The 20696-nt window shown below is 67.7% G+C and carries 19 protein-coding genes; 11 read left to right on the plus strand and 8 right to left on the minus strand.

Annotated elements, in window-relative coordinates; translation table 11 throughout:
- Positions 1-139: 139 nt before the first annotated feature.
- From FJV41_RS02685 to FJV41_RS02695, 3 genes are read right to left on the minus strand one after another with little or no spacing between them, the layout of a single operon-like run.
- Positions 140-1180, minus strand: coding sequence for an alpha/beta hydrolase family protein (locus FJV41_RS02685; protein ID WP_246136954.1), 1041 nt, complete (start codon positions 1178-1180; stop codon positions 140-142).
- Positions 1181-1193: 13 nt separating this feature from the next.
- Positions 1194-1877 carry an SdpI family protein gene (locus FJV41_RS02690; protein ID WP_141640802.1) on the minus strand — a complete coding sequence of 228 codons (684 nt, stop codon included), beginning with the start codon at positions 1875-1877 and terminating at the stop codon, positions 1194-1196.
- Complete coding sequence (locus FJV41_RS02695; RefSeq protein WP_141640803.1) at positions 1874-2161, minus strand: autorepressor SdpR family transcription factor; 288 nt, start codon at positions 2159-2161, stop codon at positions 1874-1876. Before FJV41_RS02695 ends, FJV41_RS02690 begins: the two co-directional genes overlap by 4 nt.
- A 270-nt stretch (positions 2162-2431) precedes the next feature.
- On the opposite strand from FJV41_RS02695, the gene FJV41_RS02700 reads away from it, so the two are divergent.
- The 3 genes from FJV41_RS02700 to FJV41_RS02710 all read left to right on the plus strand — a co-directional run bounded on the left by FJV41_RS02700 (position 2432) and on the right by FJV41_RS02710 (position 7177).
- Positions 2432-5572 (plus strand): P-loop NTPase fold protein, encoded by a 3141-nt coding sequence (locus FJV41_RS02700; protein ID WP_181790351.1) that lies wholly within the window; start codon positions 2432-2434, stop codon positions 5570-5572.
- A gap of 208 nt (positions 5573-5780) precedes the next feature.
- Complete coding sequence (locus FJV41_RS02705; RefSeq protein WP_141640805.1) at positions 5781-6521, plus strand: 3-oxoacyl-ACP reductase family protein; 741 nt, start codon at positions 5781-5783, stop codon at positions 6519-6521.
- Between the two features lie 20 nt (positions 6522-6541).
- Positions 6542-7177, plus strand: coding sequence for a TetR/AcrR family transcriptional regulator (locus tag FJV41_RS02710; protein WP_141640806.1), 636 nt, complete (start codon positions 6542-6544; stop codon positions 7175-7177).
- Positions 7178-7270: 93 nt separating this feature from the next.
- Here the strand turns inward: FJV41_RS02710 and FJV41_RS02715 are convergent, their stop codons facing one another.
- A complete protein-coding gene (locus FJV41_RS02715; protein ID WP_141640807.1) occupies positions 7271-9373 on the minus strand; it encodes a WD40 repeat domain-containing protein in 2103 nt (700 codons plus the stop codon).
- A gap of 120 nt (positions 9374-9493) precedes the next feature.
- Between FJV41_RS02715 and FJV41_RS02720 the strand changes: the two genes are divergently transcribed.
- Positions 9494-10078, plus strand: coding sequence for a hypothetical protein (locus FJV41_RS02720; RefSeq protein WP_141640808.1), 585 nt, complete (start codon positions 9494-9496; stop codon positions 10076-10078).
- Positions 10079-10121: 43 nt separating this feature from the next.
- On the opposite strand, the gene FJV41_RS02725 is transcribed toward FJV41_RS02720, so the two are convergent.
- Positions 10122-11069, minus strand: a complete 948-nt coding sequence (locus FJV41_RS02725) for a LysR substrate-binding domain-containing protein (protein WP_246136955.1) — start codon at positions 11067-11069, stop codon at positions 10122-10124.
- A 110-nt stretch (positions 11070-11179) separates the two neighbouring features.
- On the opposite strand from FJV41_RS02725, the gene FJV41_RS02730 reads away from it, so the two are divergent.
- The 3 genes from FJV41_RS02730 to FJV41_RS02740 all read left to right on the plus strand — a co-directional run bounded on the left by FJV41_RS02730 (position 11180) and on the right by FJV41_RS02740 (position 13299).
- A complete protein-coding gene (locus FJV41_RS02730; protein WP_246136956.1) occupies positions 11180-11545 on the plus strand; it encodes a cupin domain-containing protein in 366 nt (121 codons plus the stop codon).
- Complete coding sequence (locus tag FJV41_RS02735; protein ID WP_141640811.1) at positions 11542-12432, plus strand: MBL fold metallo-hydrolase; 891 nt, start codon at positions 11542-11544, stop codon at positions 12430-12432. Before FJV41_RS02730 ends, FJV41_RS02735 begins: the two co-directional genes overlap by 4 nt.
- 162 nt (positions 12433-12594) lie before the next feature.
- The gene (locus FJV41_RS02740; protein WP_220137825.1) at positions 12595-13299 is read left to right on the plus strand and encodes a class I SAM-dependent methyltransferase; all 705 of its coding nucleotides are present in this window, start codon (positions 12595-12597) and stop codon (positions 13297-13299) included.
- A gap of 199 nt (positions 13300-13498) precedes the next feature.
- Here FJV41_RS02740 and FJV41_RS02745 read toward each other — a convergent pair whose 3' ends face one another.
- On the minus strand, positions 13499-14404 hold the full coding sequence (locus FJV41_RS02745; RefSeq protein ID WP_141640813.1) for an RluA family pseudouridine synthase: 906 nt from the start codon (positions 14402-14404) through the stop codon (positions 13499-13501).
- Positions 14405-14582: 178 nt separating this feature from the next.
- Between FJV41_RS02745 and FJV41_RS52020 the strand changes: the two genes are divergently transcribed.
- From FJV41_RS52020 to FJV41_RS02765, 4 genes are all read left to right on the plus strand, one after another.
- On the plus strand, positions 14583-15794 hold the full coding sequence (locus FJV41_RS52020; RefSeq protein ID WP_181790353.1) for a hypothetical protein: 1212 nt from the start codon (positions 14583-14585) through the stop codon (positions 15792-15794).
- 115 nt (positions 15795-15909) lie between these two features.
- A complete protein-coding gene (locus FJV41_RS02755) occupies positions 15910-16473 on the plus strand; it encodes a redoxin domain-containing protein (RefSeq protein ID WP_141640814.1) in 564 nt (187 codons plus the stop codon).
- The gene (locus FJV41_RS02760) at positions 16470-17012 is read left to right on the plus strand and encodes a DsbA family protein (RefSeq protein ID WP_141640815.1); all 543 of its coding nucleotides are present in this window, start codon (positions 16470-16472) and stop codon (positions 17010-17012) included. Before FJV41_RS02755 ends, FJV41_RS02760 begins: the two co-directional genes overlap by 4 nt.
- 149 nt (positions 17013-17161) lie before the next feature.
- Positions 17162-17842, plus strand: coding sequence for a MotA/TolQ/ExbB proton channel family protein (locus tag FJV41_RS02765; RefSeq protein ID WP_141640816.1), 681 nt, complete (start codon positions 17162-17164; stop codon positions 17840-17842).
- A gap of 9 nt (positions 17843-17851) precedes the next feature.
- Here the strand turns inward: FJV41_RS02765 and FJV41_RS02770 are convergent, their stop codons facing one another.
- Together FJV41_RS02770 and FJV41_RS02775 are read right to left on the minus strand one after the other, a co-directional pair.
- Positions 17852-18892 (minus strand): DNA adenine methylase, encoded by a 1041-nt coding sequence (locus tag FJV41_RS02770; protein ID WP_141640817.1) that lies wholly within the window; start codon positions 18890-18892, stop codon positions 17852-17854.
- Positions 18893-18950: 58 nt separating this feature from the next.
- Entirely contained in the window at positions 18951-20576 is a 1626-nt protein-coding gene (locus FJV41_RS02775) for a hypothetical protein (RefSeq protein WP_141640818.1), read from the minus strand.
- Between the last annotated feature and the right edge of the window lie 120 nt (positions 20577-20696).

A 20696-nucleotide genomic window follows, 5' to 3' on the forward strand; every position in this document is an offset into this window, starting at 1 on the left:
CTTTCACACAGGAAGGTGCCACAGCGGCTGCAGGTCCCCTCCGCGGGGCGCTCGGGATGTAGGGGGCACGGAGCGTGCGTCGCATCCATGCCCCTCTGTCTACCATGCCCCCCAGGGCGCACGTCGAACGGAGCCGGCGCTACGGCTTGGAGAGGAGAAAGGACGCGAGCTTCTCGACGACCTGCTCGTCCACATGACCTGGGACCGCGTATTCGGCGGGCCCGGGTTTGCCGGTGCCCTTGATGAACAGGTGATTGTTCTCCGGAACAGTCACCACCTCGACCTGGGCAACGCTGGCGAGACCACTTCTCCAGGACGTCAGGTCCTCGTCGGTGACCTGGTAGTCTCGTGCGCCTCGCATGATGAGGATGGGGCGCTGGAGCTTCCGGGCCATCGCGACGCCGTCGCGTGACGCCCAGTCCTGCCAATATGCGGCGGGCGCTCCCAGCAGTGTCCCGGTGCCGAGCTTCCCTGCCTTCAGCAGGCCCACGGTCTGCTCGAACTCGGCGAGCTTCTCGGCCGGTACTTCGAGATACCGCAGTTGTGCGAGCACCAGGTCCCAGGGCGGACGTCCGGGAGGCGCCAACAGGACCGCGCCCGCGACGGGCGCCGCGAGGACCGCGATTTCCGGAGCGAGGAGGGCGCCCAGGCTGTGCCCCACCACGAAGACCCGCTCGGGATGAATCTCCGGACGTGCCTTGAGGACGCCCACGGCCGCGACTGCATCCACGACGACCTCATCGTCGATGGAGAAGTTCGTGAGCTGCGGGCCGTACTGAAAGGTTCGCTTGTCGTAGCGCAGGACGGCGATGCCGCGAGATGAGAGCCCCTCCGCGATATCCTTGAAGGGCTTGTTGGGGCCAATGCTCTCATCCCTGTCATGGGGACCGGAGCCGTGGACCAGGACGACGCCAGGGAATGGGCCGCTCCCGGTCGGCACCGTCAACGTGCCCTTCAGCAGGAACGGCGCTCGTCCCACGGAGACTTCCTCGGTCCGGAACGCGGCGCCGGTGACGGCGGGCGTGGCGGACGTGGGTTGCACGACGGCCTTCGCGGGGGCGGGCTCCGACACACGCGGCTCCGGCGAACTCGCACAGGCCGCGGCGAACAGGGTGATGACTCCAAGCATCTTCGCCCGATGAGGGGCGGCGTCTGATGGGCGACAGGCAGCGCGAAGCATGTGGCTCTCCTCGTCACACGAAACGTCGTGGGCCTTCGTTGTTCGTCGACCTGCCTTTGCCCCCCTCGATGCGGCGATAGAGGACGTACGAGTAGATGACAGGGATGATGCAGGCGATGGAAACGGCCACGAGCACGGGGTTCGGCCCGGCGCCCAGCAGCCCCGAGACGAAGATGACGATGCCCGCGAGGACAAAGAGTCTTCCGCCCAGGCGGTGCGTGCGAAGCCAGACTTCGTCGCTCGCCAGCGTCCAGGGGGTTCGGATGCCAACGAAGAAGTTCTTGGTGAGCTTCCCCATGACGTTGCCCAGGAGCACGAAGAGCAGACCCGTCGCCGCGGGAACCACGCGCTCCATGGGCACGGCGGTCCCGATGCCCGCGAGCAGGAGCAAGGCATTCATCAGGAACAGGAACGCGAGCGTCGTCGCCAGGACGAATTCGAAGACACCCTGAAACCGCTCCATGCGGTAGCCCTTGGGCGAAATCCGGGGGAGCACCACCAGCAACAGGTAGATGCCGGCCATCATCAACGGCAGGACGAAGGGCCCCCACGGTTTCGGCGTGTGGCCATCCACGACTCCCCGCGCATTCCAGTGGGTGGGTATCGCTTCCGGGAGTCGGCTGTAGAGCACGGCCGCCATCACGAACGACGCGATGACGAGTCCCAGGCTCAGCACGTTCGCGCGGCTGATTCTCATCGCTCTTCTCCATTCGGCTTGTCGACCTTGAAGAGGTCGAGAAGCAGGGCCGCTACGTCCTCGAACACAGTCGTGTTGAGGGAGTAGACGATTTGTTGTCCGCGTCGCTCGCAGCGCACCAGGTCGGCGGCCTTGAGGACGTTGAAGTGATGCGACAACGACCCCTTCGTGATGTCGAACGCCTCCGCGAGCTCCCCCGCGCTCTTCGAGCCGCCCTGCAGGAGCTTGAGCACCTTGCGCCGGGTCGGGTCCGAAATCGCCTTGAAGACTTCCTGCGTCCGCATCGCTACCTTTTTGATTGTTTGATGGATTTCAAAATAACGATTTCGAGAATCCTGTCAAGGGGGGCAGGGGAGCGCCTTCCTGGCGGACCGTGCCAGGTCGAAAGGCACCCTGTCCCAACGTCCGTGGTGGAGCGCTTCACCTGACTCTGTCCTGACGCGCCGGGCTGCGTCGTGATGCGTGCCCGTTTCGACTTCCTGTCTGGCGAACCGCTAGCATGGGCATACACGCATGCGTGGTCGTGCCAGTGCTGCCCCCGGGGGGAATCGTTCATGAGTGTTCTGCCAGGAGTAGACCTCAATGACCCGTTGCCAGGTCGCGTCTTCAAGCTGCTCGCGGCACGTCGATTTGGGGACCCGCTCCTGAGCGAAGCCAACCGAGCGCGAGCGCTCGCGGCCATGCTTCAGCACCCCGATTGGGGCGGCCTTCCTTCCAACCTCAGGCTCAGTGACACGACGCAAGCGGTGTTGGATGCCGCTCGCGAAATTTCCGGCAGCCCGGCGGTGACGCCGCTTCACGTGCTGGCGGGATTCCTTCATGTGGGGGCCCGCGTCCGGGATACCTCGGCGAGCTACATCTATCACCTGGCTGACTCGCTTCCGGGGCTGGAGCGATGGATGAACGTCTCAGGCCCACGGGGAGAAGGAGGGGCGGTGGACCTGTCGCACCCGACCCTGGTTCCCTTGCTCAGGGCCGCCCGTGTCTACGCCCAGTTCACGGGAACGCATCCAAGAGAAGTCCACGCCCGCCATCTCGCGGGAGCGCTCCTGGCCCCCGCACCTCAAGGTTTCTCTCCACTCGAACTGGAGCTGGCGGGGAGCATGGGCTCCGAGAAGGCAGCCTCCGAGGTGCTCCACAGCCTGCGCCAGGGACTCGTCATGTTCCTGGACGGTGGCGAGCAACGGCACGATCCACCAGCGACCTGGCGCATCGTCTTCAGCCTTCCGCGCCTGCTCTCCTTGCTTCCACCCGAGGAGCCCACGACAGGAGCGTCCCCTTCCATCCACGAGAGCCCGCTCCCTGAAACGCAGGGACCGCAGGCCCCCACGGGGGCAGAGGGCCCGGCTGAACACGCCGCCCCGCCAAACGATGGCGCAGGACTTGCCTCGTCGATTGGCTCGGACTTCCTGCTGGAGCCAGTCGGCGGGATTCGCTCCGACGTCGTGGATGGAGTGGACCTCGCGGACCGGCTGAACATCGAGCCCGATGTGAGCGCCCTGGCGTCCATCATCGCCGCGCGCTCGGTCGAGCCTCCCCTGGCCATTGGGCTCTTCGGTGATTGGGGCACGGGCAAGAGCTTCTTCATGTCGAAGATGGAGAAGCGGCTCCGGATGATCTGCGCCCAGGAGCCCCCCGTGCAGGACGCGGCTGGGAATCTCTACTACTTCCGTCACATCGCGCAGATTCGCTTCAATGCCTGGCACTACTCCGATGGAAACCTCTGGGCGAGCCTGATGGCGCGTCTCTTCGAGGGACTGTCACGCTATGGCATGGAGAACGGGCGCGCGGATGTGGAGGAGAAACTCCGGGCTCAGCTCCGCAGTGCGGAAGTCGTCCTCGGTGACGCCCAGGGACGAATCACCGTCGCCCAGGCCCGGCGCCAGCAGGCCGAGCAGCACGCCCGTGACGTGCATCAGCGACAGCGCCAGTTGGAGGCGACCTTCCTTCGAGGCGTGGGCAAGGGAGTGCTCGACAAGGTCAAGGATCAGCTCTCCGAGCAGATCGCCGCGAGGTGGCCCGAGTTCGGCCCGAAGGAGTTGCTGAAGTGGCATGACCAGCTTCACCAGGGTTGGGGACGCTTCACCGAACTCTGGGCCTGGGTCCGACAGGGCGGACGCGCCCGTGCGGCGTTGCTCATCTTCGCCGCGCTCGTCACCACGGTGGGACCGTTCGCCCTCGCCACGCTGTTCGGCTCGGAATTCTGGGGCAAGGTGGTCAGCGCCGTAGGCGGGCTGCTGACGTCCCTGGCGGGGTGGAGCGCCTTCCTCCTTCCCAAGGTGAACAAGGTCTTCGCCGCGCTCGATGCCGCACGGAAGGACCTCGACACGATAGACGCCACGCTCGTCAAGGACGTGCAGACGAAGCTGGGTGAGCTCGAGAAAGAGGAGGCCAGTGCCCAGGAGGTCGCGCGCAAGGCGAGCGTGGAGGTCGAGCGCCTCAAGACCGACCTGGCCAAGGCTCATCCCACGCAGCGACTGCGCGACTTCCTCTCCGACCGGGACCAGAGTGGTGACTACCGGCAGCACCTGGGACTCATCTCCCTGATACGCAACGACCTCTCCGCGCTGAGCGACTTGCTCGGAAGCGCGCGAGACACCCAGAGCGCCGGGTTGCCGGCCGTCGACCGCATCGTGCTCTACATCGACGACCTCGACCGCTGCCCCGAGGAGCGCATCGTCCAGGTGCTGGAGGCCGTGCATCTCCTGCTCGCCTTCCCACTCTTCGTCGTGGTCGTGGGGGTGGATTCTCGTTGGCTGCTGCATGCCTTGAAGAAGCGCTTCGAGGCCTTCTCGTCGGAGGACGCCGCGACGCCGCAGGCGTATCTCGAGAAGATTTTTCAAATCCCCTTCACGCTTCATCGCATGGAGGCGGATGGGTTCGGACAGCTCATCGACTTTCTCCTGCCCACCGCGACGAAAAGCCAGGGAACAGCCCCTCCGGCCCACGTGACGCCGTCCACGAGCCCCCTCGCGGTGTCGCCCGAGGCGCCAGCGCGGCCTCCCGTGCCGCCCATGCAGGGGCCACAGCGGGACGTTCATCCCACGGCTGGGGGCACGAGCAAGCAGCCCGCCGTGGTGACACCGAAGCCGATGCTGAAGTTGCGGCCCAGGCTGCTCCAGCTTTCCCCCACGGAAGTCGCGGTCATCAAGCGCATGTGGCGGCTCATTCCCACACCCCGCGCGACCAACCGGCTTGCGAACTGCTACCGACTCCTGCGCGTGCGCCTCTCGGAGTCACGCGAGGCCGCGTTCCTTGGCAAGGCAGGCCCCGCGGAGTACCCGTTGGTGGTCACCTTGCTGGCAATGATGATCGGCTTCCCCGAGGAGTTCTCGCACGTCCTGCAACGGGCGAAGGACCCAGGGCTGACCCAGAAGAACTGGGGCGAGCTCAGGGACTTGTTCGCAAGCGATACCCGGCTTGCCCAGCTCGCGCGGACCCTGGCGCAGCTCGACCTGGAGAAGTCAGTCGATTCACTCCCCATCGAGTCCATCCGCTACTGGCTTGGGGTCGTCTGCCGCTTCTCCTTCCATCTGCGCGATGAGCTGCCAGACACGGGCAAGTCGGCCACGCAGGTGCTCGCGGACGCAACGGCCACATTTGCCCGGGAGACCCCGCTGCCAGGTCAGAAGGGGGCGCCACCCACGCCGCCGCCTCGCCCGACAGGCACGCCTCACGATGAACCGAAGGCGTGAGCACGTCCCAGTCCGTCCTGTCCACTGAGGCAGGACGCACGCGCGAAGGCGACACGCTGACAGCGCACGGGCCCCGAGCGTATCGAATGGGTCTTCGATGCGCGGGGCGGCCCACACGCACATATGAACTGGTCGGTTAAAAAGTGTTGACGAGGGAGACCTCGGGCTCTAGATATTTTAAACGACCGGTACATAAGTTGAGGCCGACATGGCGGAGTTCAGTGGCAAGGCGGCATTGGTGACGGGTGGTACGCGGGGAATCGGCGCTGCCATCGTCCGGCATCTGGCGAGGGGCGGCGCGGACGTCGCCTTCACCTATGCGAGCTCCGGGGAGAAGGCGGCCGCGCTGGTGGATGAACTCACGGCGCAGGGCCGCCGCTGCGTGGCCATCCAGGCGGACAGTGGTGACGCCCACGCGGTCCGGCAAGCCGTGGAGCGCGCGGCGTCGGAGCTGGGGCGCCTCGACATCCTGGTCAACAACGCCGGCATCTTCCCGTCCGGACCGTTTGAAGGAGTCTCCCTCGAGGAAATCGACCGGACCCTGGCGGTCCATGTCCGAGGCGTGTTCGTCGCCGCTCAAGCCGCGCTCGCCCACATGACCCACGGTGGCCGCATCATCTCCATCGGCTCGTGCTTCGCTCAGCGCGTTCCCTATGGCGGCGTCACGCTCTACGCGATGAGCAAGTCCGCGCTGGTGGGCCTCACGAAGGGCCTGGCGCGGGAAGTCGGTGAGCGAGGCATCACCGTGAACGTGGTCGACCCCGGGTCGACCGATACGGACATGAATCCGGCGGATGGCCCCCAGGTCTCGGCCGAGCTGGCGCTCATGGCGGTCAAGCACTTCGCTCGACCCGAGGACATCGCCGCCACCGTCGGACATCTGGCGGGCCCGAGCGGGCGCTTCATCACGGGGGCTTCTATCGCGGTCGATGGCGGCTTCACCGCGTGACCCGCGTCAGCAGGCGACAGATGACGACGAAGAAGGCGAAGAAGCAGAAGCCCGTCTCCGTGATGGGGCGGCCCCGAGGGTTCGACCGCGACGAGGCGCTCGTCGAGGCCATGCGTGTCTTCTGGGCACGTGGCTACGAAGGCACGTCCATCCAGGACCTCGTCGAGGCGATGGGCGTCAACAAGCCCAGCCTCTATTCCATCTTCGGCTGCAAGGAGGAACTCTTCCGTGAAGCCGTCGAACTCTATGACCGGACCGAAGGCATCCATGTCTCGCGCAGCCTGGAGGAAGCGACCTCCGCGCGCGAGGCGGTGGAGGACATGCTGCGCGCCAATGCACGGGCCTATACGGCCGCCGACAAGCCACGCGGGTGCATGATTGTCCTGGCGTCGCTGTTGGGTGCGCCGGAGAACGAGGCGGTGCGGACCTTCCTCGCGGAGAACCGCCTGAGCGGTGAGCGCGCGTTGAAGCGCCGGCTTCAGCGGGGAGTCGCCAACGGAGAGCTTCCCAAGTCCACTCCCGTGGAGAAGCTCGCCGCGTTCTACACCACGGTGCTCGAGGGCCTGTCCATCCAGGCCCGCGATGGTGCTTCCGTCGAGAAGCTGACCGCCATCATCGATGCCGCGATGCTCGCGTGGCCACCTGTCGCCGGTTGAGCTGTCATCAACGAGCCAGGCCCCGCCGACTCTCGCCCCCTTGGGCAGTTCATCCGCGCGGGCTCGTAGGTGCCGAGGCGGAAGCGGGGGCCTTTAGCGGTTCTGGATGACGAGTCGCGCTTCGTCCCAGACGAGCCCATGACGCAGCAAGGTCTCCGAGAGTGGTGCTCCCGCGGGCGGAGGATGCGCCAGGGTGTCGAAGTGGAGGAGTCGGAGGGTGCGGTCGGAGGACGCCGAGGCCAGCACGGACATCCCAGGTGAGAAGGCCACCGCCGAGACAAAGCCCTGTTGGCCTCGGACGCTGCCCAGCAAGTCCCCGCTGGGAAGGCTCCAGACCTTCACCCGCATGTCCATGCCGCCGGAGGCCAGGAACCTGCCATCGGGCGACACGCTCAGCGACAGCACGCCCACGGCGCCCTCATCCATGCTCTTCAGCAGGAGGCCATCGCTGGCGTTCCAGAGCCGGATGGGCTGCTTCATCCCCGCCGTCACCAGGTGGTTGTCGCCCGGCGTGAAGGCCAGGGCGCGGACGCGGTCTCCGACGTCCCACTGGCGCAGGGGCTGGCGCCGCGCCAGGTCCCAGAGACGCACGACCTTGTCCGCGCCTCCGGAGGCAAGTCGCGTCCCAGTCGAGTCGATGGCCAGGGCCCAGAGCTTCCCCGTGTGCCCGACGAGTCGCCCGAGCTGCGCGCCGTCCGGCACCGACCACAAGGAGACGTCCCGCTCATCGCCCACGGCGAGGACCTTCCCGTCCGGACTGAAGGCGAGCGCCCGCACCGAGCCTTTCACCGTGGGCAGCTCACGGAGCTGCAGGCCCGTGGCGGCTTCGAGCAAGCGCACCTGTCCCGTCAGTGTGCCCGCCGCGAGAAGCCGACGGTCCGGGCTCGACGCGAGCGAGACCACCGCCTCCGCGCGCTCTGCTCGTGATGCGGGGGCGCTCCTGTCCGCGAGGTTCCAGCGGCGCACGCCGTCCTCCGCCCCGGTGAGGAGTTCCTGCTCCTGGGTGAAGGCCAGCGCTTCCACCCAGGCCTCGTGACCTCGAAGCAGGACCTCGGCGGGTGAGGCGGGCCGGGCCCAGACATGCAGCGCTCCATCCATTCCCCCGGACGCGAAGGTGCGTCCATCCGGCGACAAGGCGATGCACGCCACGGCGGCGCGGTGGGCATCCAGGCGCTCCAGCAGCTCGCCGCTGCGCGCATCGAAGAGCTGCACGCGCCCATCCCAGCCCGCCTGGACGACGAGTCGGAACAGGGGGTCGATGGCTGTCGTCGAGATGTCGGCCTGAATCCTCAACACGTCGACGAGCTGCCCGGACCGGGGATTCCAGAAGCGGATGGAATGGTCCGAGGCCGCCGACATGGCGAGGCTTCCATCGGCGGAGAAGGCGGCCGACACCACCATCTCCTCATGGCCGGTGAGGCGATGGAGCGCCTCGCGGGTCTCCAGGTCCCAGACGCGAGCGGTCTTGTCCATGCTCGTCGACAGCAGCAACCGGCCGTCACCCGAGAAGGCCACGGCGACGGCATACGCGTCGTGCTCGAAACGCAGTTGCTCCGTGCCTGTCCCCACGTCCCAGACGCGCACGGTCTTGTCCAATCCGCATGACGCGAGCTGGTTCCCGCTGGGGGCGAAGGCCAGTCCCCGCACGACATCGGTGTGTCCCTGGAAGACGGCCACCTGCTGGCCCTTGCGAACATCCCAGAGGCGAATCTCTCCCGGTCGTCCGGCGGAGGCCAGCAGGCGGCCGTCCGGAGAGAACGCGACGGCGTGCACCTCCGCCGCATGGCCCTTCAGCTCCGCCACCGGCTCACCGCTGGCCGTGTTCCAGAGACGGATGACGGCGTCGAAGCCCGCGGAGGCCAGCAGCTTCCCGTCCGGCGAGAAGGCCGCCGCGAGCACGGAGCCCTCTGTCTTCGTCGTCCAGAGCTGGCGGGAGGCCCGGTCCGTTGCCCACCCCAAGCCCCATCGCGCATCGGCGGAGTCCTGTGTCGCCCGAGCCACGGAGAAGTAGCCCACGGCGAGCCCCCACTGTCGGGACTCGAGGGCTGTGTCCCCCTTCGCCAGATACACGCGTGCGCGGAGGTCCTGCTCGGTCGGGGAGGGTTGAAGGACCTCGGCCTGGCGGAGGGCGGGGCGAGCCGCACAGGAGGTGAGTACCCACGCCAGAATCACCAGTCGCCAGCTCGGTCCGCGCATGTCTGGGCTCCTTTGTAGCGAAGCCGGCGTGCGAAGACGATTTCAAGCGCGCGTTTCCAGAGCGACGCCACTCAGACGTCGGTGGTCTTGGGTATGGCGCTTCGTTAGCGTGCGGGCCTGATGCACACTCCGCCCATGCCGCCTCCGGACAACCGCCGCACGAAGTCCCCCCTCCTCATCGCCGCAGGAGTGGGGCTGCTCGTCGTCCTGGGCCTCGCGATGATGCTTCTCCGTGGCGGCCGGAACTTCGCGCGGACCTCGGAGGATGTCGGGGGCCTCGCGGAGCTGGCGTCCATCCAGTCACAGTTGCAGCCCTTGGACGCGTGCAGGATTGAGTATGGCGCGCGTCGTGGCGGTCGCCAGGTCTTTGGCTCCTCGGATTCGGTGAAGGTCTTCTCGTGTGCCGAGTCCAGTGAGGTCGTCGGTGTCGACGTGCCCGTCGAGCGGAGGACGGAGGGCGTCACCTTCGACATGGCCCGTCAGTCCAGGGCGGAGCCGTGGGAGGTCCTGGTCGACAAGGACCGGGTGGCGCTCCCCGCGCTCAAGGGCGCCCTGGAGCAGCTCGCGCCCCTCATCCTCGAGCAGTACCCGCCCGTGCTTCTCCGGCAGCGTGAGCAGAGAGAGGCGTACGACCGCGAGCTGAAGGCGCGGAAGGACGCGCAGCAGGCGCGCGAACAAGGCGCTCGAGACTCCTATCCGCGGTGAAGTGGTCGGGAGCAGGTCCCGCACCCCTCCATCCTCGGGTGGTTCATCGAGCGCGGCCTTCCATGTTCGGCTGAATCCCCTTTCGTGAGGCCGCCCGTGGCCGTGCCTTTCCCTGGAGGGAGAAGCGCTCGCTCAGGAGCTGGATGAAATACGTCAGCGGCGCGGAGCGCTGGCGGGAGGCGCGGGTGACGGCGCTCCAGCGGCGGCGGATTCCGCGAGGGGTGAGTCGGACCGTGTGCAGCCCGTTGCGTTGGGCCGGCAGCATCCATTCGGGCAGCGCCGTCACGCCGACGCCGCCACGCACCAGCTCAATCAGCGCCTCGGTGAGGGGCACGGGGGAGACCCGCTGCGGCTCGAGGCCCTCGGGCCAGAACACGCGCGTGAAGATGTCGAGCTGCTCCCGAGGCGCGGCATAGGTGAGCAGGTTCTCCGACACCAGTTCCCGCGCCGTGACGTGCGCTCGTCGCGCCAGCGCGTGGCCCTCGGGGACCACCAGCATGAGCTCGTCCTCGAAGAGCGCCGTCTGCGCCAGGCGGGCCTGCCGAGGGACGTCCGTCGTCAAGGCGAGGTCCAGCTCGCCATTCAGCAGCGCCCCCAGCGGCTGGCGCGTGGCCTCCAGGACGATGCGCAGCTCGACGCGCGGGTGCTCGGCCTGCCATCGCCCGAGGATGGGCGGCAGCCAGCCATACACCGTGTAGCAACCCGTGCTGAGCCGCAGCAGGTCGTCCTGCGGGTGCGCGCGGCAGATGGCTTCGGCCTGGGCCACCTCGCTCAAGACGCGCCGCGCGGAGACGAGCAGCTTCTCGCCCGAGCCGGTCAGGAGCAGGCGGCGCTGGCGGCGCTGGAAGAGCTGCACGCCCAGGCGCTCCTCGGCATCGCGGAGCTGATGGCTCAGCGCCGAGGACGTGAGGTGGAGCTGCCGGCTCGCGGCGGCCAGACTCCCGGTGTCGGCGACCGCGGCAATCAGCTTGAAGTGACGGAGCTCGAGCATGCCGGGCAGTTTCACATGAACCCTATTCAGCATCATGGAGAAATCGTTTCGCTGCGCTCATGGCCTTGGCCTCCTTAACGTTGGCGTCCCCATGCAAGGAGGGCGGACAGATGCCCCACACCGACAGCTTCCCGAGCCCGCAGAGCCCTGTCGTATCCCCCTGGTCGTCCGTGCGAATCGACGACATCGAGCCCGTCATCGTCGGCCCTGGCTGCCTGCGCAGGGACCTGCCAAGCACGCGTGACGTGAGGGTCTGGGTCGTGGACATGGCTCCCGGAGCTCAGTGGCCCTCCGTGGACGTCCACGACACCGGCGAGGAGGTCTTCGTGGTGAGCGGTGAGCTCATCGAGGGAGAGCAGCGCCTGGGCCCAGGCACCTACCTGTTCTTCCCGCCCGCGAGCCATCACCAGCCGCGCACCGAGACCGGCGTGCGCCTCTTCGGCATCAATCTCGTGGCCTCCTCGGTGGCGCGATGAGCATCGACAACGGGGACATGCTGGTTCGGCCCGCGCGGACGGGCCGCCGGGACTTCCTGCGTGCGGCGGCCGTGCTCTCCGCGGGCGCGGTCCTGTCATCCCCTGGCGTGGGACGCGCGACGAAACCTGTCGACACCGCGACGCTGCGCGCCCAGCGGCTGGCCTGGGCCGGAGTGCGATTGCGGCTCGGTCAGGACACGCTGTTCCTGGACCCATTGGTCGACTCCACCGTGTGGGGGGCCGCGCTGAAGGATCCGCTCGTCCCGATGGACGCGGGTGACGGCGGGCGCTACGTGCTGGTGACGCATCGCCATCCCGACCACTTCGACCGGATGGCCGTCCGTCAGGCGCTGGGCGACACCGGCACGCTGGTGTGCCCCCCGGACATGGCCGCGACCGCCGCCGCGTCGGGCTTCCGCGTGCGGCCCGCTCCGCTCTACGAGCCGGTCCTGCTCAATGACTTCACCGCCACCGCCGTTCCCGCCGAGGATGGTTACGGAGACACCCAGGTGTCGTGGATCGTCTCCGGTGGAGGCCGCCGCGTCATCCACTGCGGTGACACGCTGTGGCACGGGTCCTGGTGGCACATCGGACGTCAGTTCGGCCCCTTCGACGCGGCGTTCCTGCCCATCAACGGGGCGCGCTTCGGCTGGCGCAAGCCCGTCAGTGACGTGCATGGCGTCCTGACCCCGGAGCAGGCGGTCGCCGCGGCTGTCGTGCTGGGAGCAAAGCTCCTCGTGCCCATCCACTACGGCGTCACGTCCTCCGAGGACTATCAGGAGGTTCCGGGCGCGGAAGCGCTGCTCCTGGCCACGGCGCGCAAGAGGAAGGTGAACGTGGAGCTGGCGCGTCCGGGAGAGTGGCTGACCTGGCAGGCTCGGGGCTGAGTCCCCGCGCGCGGAGGCCGGGAGGGGAATGGCGGGGTGTGGCACGGAGAGTGAAGCTTCGCATACAATGTTTCACTCTCTCCGCGTCAGCGAAAGGCCCCTCGCACCATGGATTCCTCTTCCTCGCCCAAGAGCCCTCGGCGTGCCGTGGTGTGGTCGACGATGAAGTCGTACCTGAACGAGGCCGTGTCGTCGGCGCGGACGCGGCTCAACGAGCACGTTCCCCAGTTCGGGGCGCTGGAGCAGAAGTACCGGCAGCTCTGGTTCTCGCGCATCTACCAGCACAACTTCTGGCTGGATTCGGAGTCGCGCTCGGGGCCGGGCTCCACGCTGAAGGCGACGGAGTCCATCCGCCGCGAGTTGCCGGAGGTGCTCCGCAAGGCCCAGGCAAGGACGATGCTGGACGTGCCCTGCGGCGACTTCAACTGGATGCAGCACGTGGAGCTGGACCTGGAGCAGTACATCGGCGCGGACATCGTCCCGGACCTCATCGCGCTCAACCAGCAGCGACATGGAAGCGAGCGCCGCCAGTTCATCGTCCGAGACCTCATCCAGGATGACCTGCCGAAGGTGGGACTGGTCATGGTGAGGGACCTGTTCATCCACCTGTCGTATCGGAACATCTTCCGGGCGCTGGCCAACCTCCGGCGCAGCGGCACCGAGCACCTGCTCGCGACGACCCATGTGGGCTTGAGCCGCAACGAGGACATCGTCACTGGCCTGTGGCGGCCGGTGAACCTGCGGCTGGCGCCGTTCCATTTTCCGGAGCCCATCCACCTGGTGGAGGACGCTCACAAGGGCCGCCACATGGGGCTGTGGCGGTTCGCGGACCTGGACCTGAGCCAGAGCCAGAAGACTGGCACCTGACGCAGGCAGGCCGCCCGCGGCATCCCGGCCGATGACCTCCTGTCCGTGCCTCACGGTCGAACAGACCCGTGCGGACGCGGCCCGCCTGGGTGATGGGCCAGAGGACTGTCCGTGCCTCACGGTCGGACAGCCCATTGCGTGGCAACCGGTGCCCGACGCGCACGAGCGGTTCGACCGCTGGATGGGGAGTTGCTCGGCGTTACCGCGAGGATCCTTGGGCGTGGAGTTCGAGCGGGAGCGGCGCCTGAAGCTGAACCTGCTCGCCCGAGCGTGGATGCTGGAAGGTGAGCGACTCCGCGTGCAGCAGGTAGCCGCCGTCTCCGGGTAGGCCGGGGTGCTCCGCCAACGGCAGGCCCCCCACGGCGAAGAGCGGGTCTCCCACGAGCGGGTGGCCGATGAAGGCGAGGTGGATGCGGATCTGCTCGGAGCGTCCCGTGTGGATGTCCACCTCGAAGAGGGTGTGCTCGGTGCGCCGCTCCAGCACGCGGGCCGTGCTGTGTGAGGGCTTTCCCCGTGCAGTGGCGCCATGCACCTCGCCCAGCAGCGGGTGGGGCACCAGTCCGATGGGCGCGCGGATGTCGTACGTCTCCTGGGTCGCGATTCCCTGGGCGAGTGCGCGGTAGCGCTTGTGTACGCGGCCCTCTCGCCAATCGCTCGCCAGGCGCGCGGCGGCGTCGCGGGTGCGGGTGAAGAGCACGAGGCCCGACGTCGCGCGTCCCAGCCGGTGCATGGGAACCGCCTCGGGCCATCGCGCCTGGACGAAGGAGAGCAGGGTGTTCTTGAGGAAGCCCCCCGAGGGCAGGGTCGGCAGTCCGCTCGGCTTCACCACGACGACCAGCTCCGCGTCCTCGTACACGAGTTCGAAGGACCGCGGAGTGTCCGCCTCTTCCCAGGGTGGGCGGTGCCAGCAGAGTAGCTGCCCCGGCCTCAGTGACTCCGAGCCGTCGGCGATGACGTCATCGAGTCGCACCTCGCCCCGCGCGAAGCGCGCCCGCCACTCCTCCTCCGAGGAGTGACGATACTTGTCCGTCAGGTGGGCGAGCGCGCTGCTGCCCGGTCGGCTCCCGAGCTTCTCGCGGTACACATAGCCATCGTTGAGCAGCACTCGCGCACCCTACACCGCGCGCCCTCGTGGTGGGAGACACTCCGCTTCCTGTCGCCGTACTCGGTGTCTCGCTCACCGCCCACCGAGGGGTGACACATGGCTCCCCTGGGACATGGAGCTGGCGCTCCCTGAAGGCTGTCCTTGCGAGACTGTTGCATCCAGGGTTCAGTAGACAGCCATGGCCTTCGTCCCCTGGCTGCCCTTGCTCGTCGCCCTGCATTCCGTACCCGCCGCCCCAGCGAAACCGGCGCCTGCACCTGTCTCCTTCGCGAGCTGGTTCGACGCGCGCGTAAAGGAGGAGGCGCCGAATATCACTGAGCGGTACCAGGTGGACCTCGACGGTGATGGTCGCGAGGACGAGGTGGTCTGCTTTCCCATGGCGTCAGTCGACCGTCCGAAAACCTGGGACGGACCTCCCGTCACGCTGGTGGGACTGGCCAGTGGCGAGCGCTTCGCGATGAGCGGAGGCGCGGGAGTGGACGAGCCTCTGGGCTGTCCGTCGCCCACCTCGACCGCCTCCGGCTCGGGCTTGCCGACCCTGCTCCTGCAACGTGCCGGCGCGGGGACCTCGTCATCGGTGACGCTGCGCTTCGACCGGAAGGGCCCGATGCTCGTGGCGAGCAACGTGAATCCACGCTTCAGCTTGAGGCGCATGGATTTGCTGGCCCAGAGCGCCGCCACGTTCCACTACACACCACCGGACCCCGAGGACCCGGACTCCGAAGGGAATGAGTCCAAGTGGGAGGGTTCGGCTCGGGTGGTGTCGGACCTGGAGTCCACGGTGCTTCCTTCTCCGGGACAGGTCACCTGGGGGCAGAAGAACTGGAAGGGGCCCGAGGATGCGGACCTGACGGTGAGCCTGCGTCGTCGGGGCGACCTGATGGTGGTCAGTGTCCGGCTGAGGGATGACAAGACAGTGGTCGCCGCGGATGCGAGTCCCAAGGCCATCCTCGCCGCGGACCACCTCGAGCTGCGATGGATGGAGTGGGGCACCACCAGGTTCATGAGGGACCAGCAGGTGGAACTCGGGGTCGCGCGCAACAAACAGGGGGCGCCCGTGGCCACGTGGTTCAAGCCTCCCAAGAAGAAGGACACGCCACCGCCGACGATTCGGTGGACCTCCCCGGAGGCCGTGGAGGTGGAGGTGCCCCTGGCCTGGTTCATGCCGACGCCCGCGAAGCTCGATTATTACGACCCGACAAGGGCCACGGCCCAGTTCACGGTGTTCTTCTCCGATGGCGACGGGCGCGGACAGGAGACGCTGGTGAACGCCGACCCGGGCATGCTCTTCGTCGCCGACCCGGGACGGCCCTTTCCCTCGCTGGCGCAGGTCGTCCAGCCGTGGGTGCGGGTGGAAGACGGCGCCACGCTGCGCAGCCTCCTCTGGTAGTCGTTGGAACGGTCAGCGTGGCAGTGGCGCGAGAGCAGCCACGCTGACGGTGGAGTGCCGAGCCCCTCGGTGCAGCCAGCGGCCCCACGGCCCAGCTTTGCGCGAGGAGGATTCCATGGCCTTTTCCGCCAGACAGTCGACCGCGCCCTTGCCTCTCGGCACTCTCGCGCCGCCCATCCGTGCTCCGGTGACTCCGGACCAGAAGGTCTCGCTCGAGGAGTTCCGAGGAGCCCCGCTGGTGCTGGTGTTCTACCCAGCCGACTGGAGCCCGGTGTGCAGCGATGAGCTGGCACTCTTCAACGAGCTGATGCCCGAGTTCGAGCGCCTCGGCGCGAAGGTGGTCGCCATCTCGTGCGACGGCGTGTGGTGCCACCTGGCCTTCGCCCGCGCGCGCAACCTCCACATGGTGCTGGCCTCCGACTTCCACCCGAAGGGAGAGATTTCGCGCGCCTACCATGCCTACCGGGAAGAGGACGGTATCTCCGAACGCGCGCTCTTCGTCATCGACGCCGAGGGCAAGATTTTCTGGAGCTATGTCTCGCCCGTGGCGGTCAACCCTGGTGCCGATGGAGTCCTGGACGCGCTGGAGCGCCTCGCGGAGCAGGGCACCGCCGAAGACGATGGAGGTCCGTCCCTGAGTCAGCGCGAGGAGAGCACCGAGCAGGAGGCACGGCCATGAGCAGACTGCGCACTCCCGTGGGTTCCCATGACCACATCCTCGGACCTGTCGACGCTCCCGTCATCCTGGTGGAGTACGGCGACTTCCAGTGCCCCTTCTGCGGACAGGCCTACGAGGAAGTGAACAAGGTGCTGGCCTCGATGGGCGACCAGCTGCGCTACGTCTTCCGCCACTTCCCCCTCACCCAGGCGCACCCCTACGCGCTCCAGGCCGCCGAAGCCGCGGAGGCCGCCGATGGCCAGGGCAAGTTCTGGGAGATGCACGGCATGCTCTACGAGAACCAGCAGGCGCTCGACCCCGAGTCACTGCTGGCCTACGCCCAGAAGCTGGGATTGGACATGGAGCGCTTCACCCGCGAAGTCTCCGAGCACCGCTACCTGGAGCGCATCCGTCGCGACTTCATGGGCGGGGTTCGCAGCGGAGTCAGCGGCACCCCGGGCTTCTTCATCAACGGCGCGCGCTACCAAGGTGACTTCAGCGCCTCCTCGCTCATCACCGTCCTTCAAGGTGGAGGTATCGAGTCGCCCAGCTACTTCTGAGCCCTCGCGTCGGCCATGACTGAATGATGACCGTCTGATGGAGGCGAACACACCCTCGTGGGCGAGTGGCTGCGTACCGTGGCGGTTGGGTGCTCCCACCCAGGGGCCTTCGTGGCCCCACGCGCGAGGAGGCGCGTCCCGGATCCGCCATGCAATTCACCCTCTCGGGGCTGTGGGGCCACATGGGCCTCTTCGCGCAGGGCATCGTCATCGCGATGGGCATCATGTCGGTGCTGTCATTGGTCATCCTCGCCGAGCGCTCGCTGGTCTTCCGTGCGTCCCGTCGACACTCCCGCAGGTTCGCCTCGGAGATGGCCACGTTGCTCTCTCAAGGGGACTTCGAGACCGCGTCCCACGCGAAGCTGGGCGCGGACGTGGGCTACCTCGGCCGGACCATCCGCGCGGGGCTGACCGCGTACCGCATCTCCTCCGATGACAGTCGTGACGAGGTGATGGAGTCGGTGGCGCGCAGCCTGGAGCGCCAGGCTCAGCGCGAGGTGCAGAGCCTCAAGCGCGGCCTGGGCCATCTGGCCACCGTGGCCTCCACCGCCCCCTTCGTGGGCCTGCTCGGCACCACCATGGGCATCGTCACCGCGTTCGAGCAGATGGGCGAGGCAGGGGCGGGCGGCATTGGCACCATCTCGACAGGCATCTCCGAGGCGCTGGTCACCACCGCCTTCGGGCTGCTCGTCGCCATCCCCGCGGTGATGGGCTACAACTCCTTGCAGGGCTGGGTGGATGCCCGTGCGGTGGACCTCGCCGAGGCCAGCAACGAGTTCCTCGACGCCGCGGCGCGGGCCCTCAAGCGCGCGCGCTCCGCCGTGGTGTGATTCCCTCACCTACTCGGCGATGAGCAGCACCTCGCGGCTCGTCTGGTTCGTGGAGAGCGCGTACTGGTAGTCCCGCGCTCTCATTGTGACTTTGCGCTTGTGACGCTGGAGCATCCGCTTCAACTCCTCCACCGAGGGGACTCCATCCGAGCGATAGGACACGACGAGGATGCTGTCCCGCCACCGCTCGAACACCGCCTCGAAGGCCGACGCGATTCGCGCCGGGCTGGCCCACGGCGTCTCCACCCGCCGGTAGGGTTTGTGTTTGTAGCGGGCATCGAACCGCTCCGGCCAATTGCTGTACTCCGTCAATCCCTCCATGAAGTGATAGAAGCCCAGGTAGTCGACGCCAACACCCTTGGCCGAGATGTATGGCGGGTCGAGGTACGCCAGGTCTGCTTGGCCTTCGAGCCGCACCGCGTCCCCACACGTCGCGACGTTCGCCCGGCCGTTGTCGAAGATGGCGTCACTCGCGGCGGAGGCGGCCTTGGCGATGTGGTCCGCGAAGGGCCTGTCCCACGTCGCCTTGTTCCCGAAGGAGCGCTCGACGCTCGCCTCTCGCATGTAGAGGTTGGCGCGGTGGAACAGGTTGTAGGGGCGCTTGGCGATGCAGGCCTGGAACACCGCGTGGTACGCGAGGGCTTGTTTGTAATCACCCGGCAGCTCGGCCAGGTTCTGCGCCAGGACGTCGAGGAGCTGGTTCTCGTCGTCCGGGTAGTAGATTCCACCGAAGGTCCGCGCGATGAAGTCTCCATAGGTCCGCTGCCGCCGGGCGAGCAGTGCTGACACGTCGTCGCGCTCGAAGCGCGTCGAGGGGTTCTCGATGAGCGCCTTGCCGATGAGGTGGTTGGAGCGAAGGCAGTCGTTGTAGTGGACCTGCTTGCCTTGCACCTTGAAGAGATAGGACACCGAGCCCGTGCCGCCGAAGAGGTCGACGACGGAGTCGAACTCCAGGGACTGGAGCTGCTCCCAGAGCCACCCGAGGACCTTGAGCTTGCTGCCCTGATACCGGGTCGCGGGGAAGCGCTCGATGGAGGGCGGGGGGCTCACGGGCTGCTCACGTAGACGAGGCCCTCGGCGCCGGTCAACCTCCGCGACGCCCAGGGGCCTACGGCGTCGGAGGCCGCGCGGGGGGCACGGTGTCTTGTGGAGGAGCCACGGTGTTCACGGGCGCGGAGGTCCCCGTCGGAGTCACGAGGTTCGCGGGGCCCGGGGACTCTCCTGGCACCTCGGGCTCGGGTGGCTCGTGTCCGCGCAGGGCGATGGCGGGCAGTGAGGCGGTCAGCACACCCACGTCGAGGAAGCCGTGGAACCCCTCGTCGGCCAGCTCCGGGAGCATGCGGATTGCCGCGGGCGTCTCCGGGCGAATCGCGACCTGGGGACCCGGGGTGATGCCCATGATGTTGCAGTCCATCTCCCCGTTCAGCTCCAGGTCACATCCCCACCGTCGGCCCTGCGCGTAGCCCACCTCCAGCACCTTCAAATCCCGGGTGCTCTGAAGCAGGTGCTTCGACATGGGGACGAAGTCGTCGCTCCAGTCCGCGTCCCCCAGCCGTGTGTGGGCATTGCCCGCGAGCACCAGGAACACGTCCTGGGGGCGCGCGCTGCGCGGGTTCAGCACCTTCCGGGCCATGTATGCATCGCGTGCCTTCCCATGGTTCATGTCCGTGTCCATGGCCACGACGAAGACGGAGCGCCCGGCGGCACGCAGCGCCCGGACCCGGTCGATGAGGTCCATCACCGCGCGGCTTCCCCGGCCGTCCTGTTGCAGCTTGCGCCAGAAGTTCCCGCGCAGCAGCGCATCCTGGTCCGCGGGGCGTCCCGGGCTCGCCAGATAGGTATTGATGCGCTCCTGCTCCTTCTCCGGGATGGCGAGGGCCACGGTGACGCCGAGCCCCGTCTGGACGGCCTCGCACGCCAGGTCGCCCACGGTGGCGGGAATCTCGCGGGTGCCGAGCTGCTCGCCGATGAGCACCGTCAGCCCGGGCCGCAGCAGCGACTGGAAGCCGGCGACTTCCCGTGCGCAGGGCTCCTGCACCTCGTCCTTCCAGCGCGTGAGATAGAAGGACGGGTCCCTGGCGAACGAGTCATCGCGTGCGAGGCGGAGCGAGCCGGTGAGCGTCTCCAGCGAGGGGCGCGACTCCAACCGCAAGGTGAGGGTCTGCTCCAGCTCCAAATCCCGGGTGCCCTGCACGGCTCCGTTCAGTTCGACCCAGGGCGCCACATCGCGCTCCCGCTGGGCGAGCTCCACGGGAGCGCCTCGCCTCACGAAGCTCTGCTCGAACCGCTCCATCAGCATGAACCGCGAGTTCAGCTCCCCTGACGCCTCGGGCTTGATTTCAACGTCGTTGCTGAAGGCCACGCGTTTCATGCGGAAGATGCGGATGACGGACTCGCGCTCGGAGATCAGCTCGCCGGCCACCAGGTAACGCGTGGAGTCACCGTCGCTCTGCCAGCCCCAGGACTGCGCGCTGAGCTGCGCGGTCCGCCACTCGGTCAGCAGATATCTCGGGTCCTCGAGGGGCTTGAGGACCCAGCCCTTCTCCGTCATGAGCTTCGTGGCCTCGGCCAGGGCCTTGTCCACGGGTATCATGAAGATGTGCTCGTAACGGGGCTGCTCGGGTTCGGGCGCGACGGGGGGCGTGGCCTCCGCCACGGCTGGCGCCTGCGTGGGACGCGCGGTCGTCGCACATCCCGCGAGGAGCAACACGAGACCGGCCAGGGCTCGACGCATCGGAGGGCTCTCTTCCTTCGAAATTCCGCAGGCGGGGCTGGAACGTCCGGCCGCCCGAAGAATATCGGAAGCGTCCACCAGGTCCTCCATGGGCCGTTCGTCACCGTCGAGGAGGGGAGG

It is taken from the genome of Myxococcus llanfairpwllgwyngyllgogerychwyrndrobwllllantysiliogogogochensis, assembly GCF_006636215.1.
Classification (GTDB): Bacteria; Myxococcota; Myxococcia; order Myxococcales; family Myxococcaceae; genus Myxococcus; species Myxococcus llanfairpwllgwyngyllgogerychwyrndrobwllllantysiliogogogochensis.